The following is a 272-nucleotide window of genomic DNA, read 5'->3' as shown; positions in this document are numbered from 1 at the left end:
CGTGCAAGCTGTACGTATGAGAGGCAACATCAGCCAGTCCAGAGGCTATCATTTCATTTACTTGTTGACGCGACAGTGGCGTCGTCATGTTTACTCGCTTTCGTTCTGCTACATCTCGTATCCTGCCTGCAATGGCAAAATTGACAGATGGAAAACCGTATTCACGCATAATCGGAAACGCTTCTGTATAGTAACTCTCATATCCGTCATCAAATGTAATGAGTACTGCATTCTCCGTTGGCAAGGTCCCCGTCTGAACAAATTGCACAAAC

The 272-nt window shown here is 45.6% G+C and carries 1 protein-coding gene; it reads right to left on the bottom strand.

Features of this window, described 5'->3' with window-relative positions:
* On the bottom strand, positions 1 to 272 hold a 272-nt coding region (locus SB775_RS29580; protein ID WP_410864803.1), incomplete at both ends, for a polysaccharide deacetylase family protein.

The organism is Peribacillus sp. SIMBA_075, from assembly GCF_046534585.1.
This window is presented reverse-complemented; position numbering and strand designations above follow the sequence as displayed.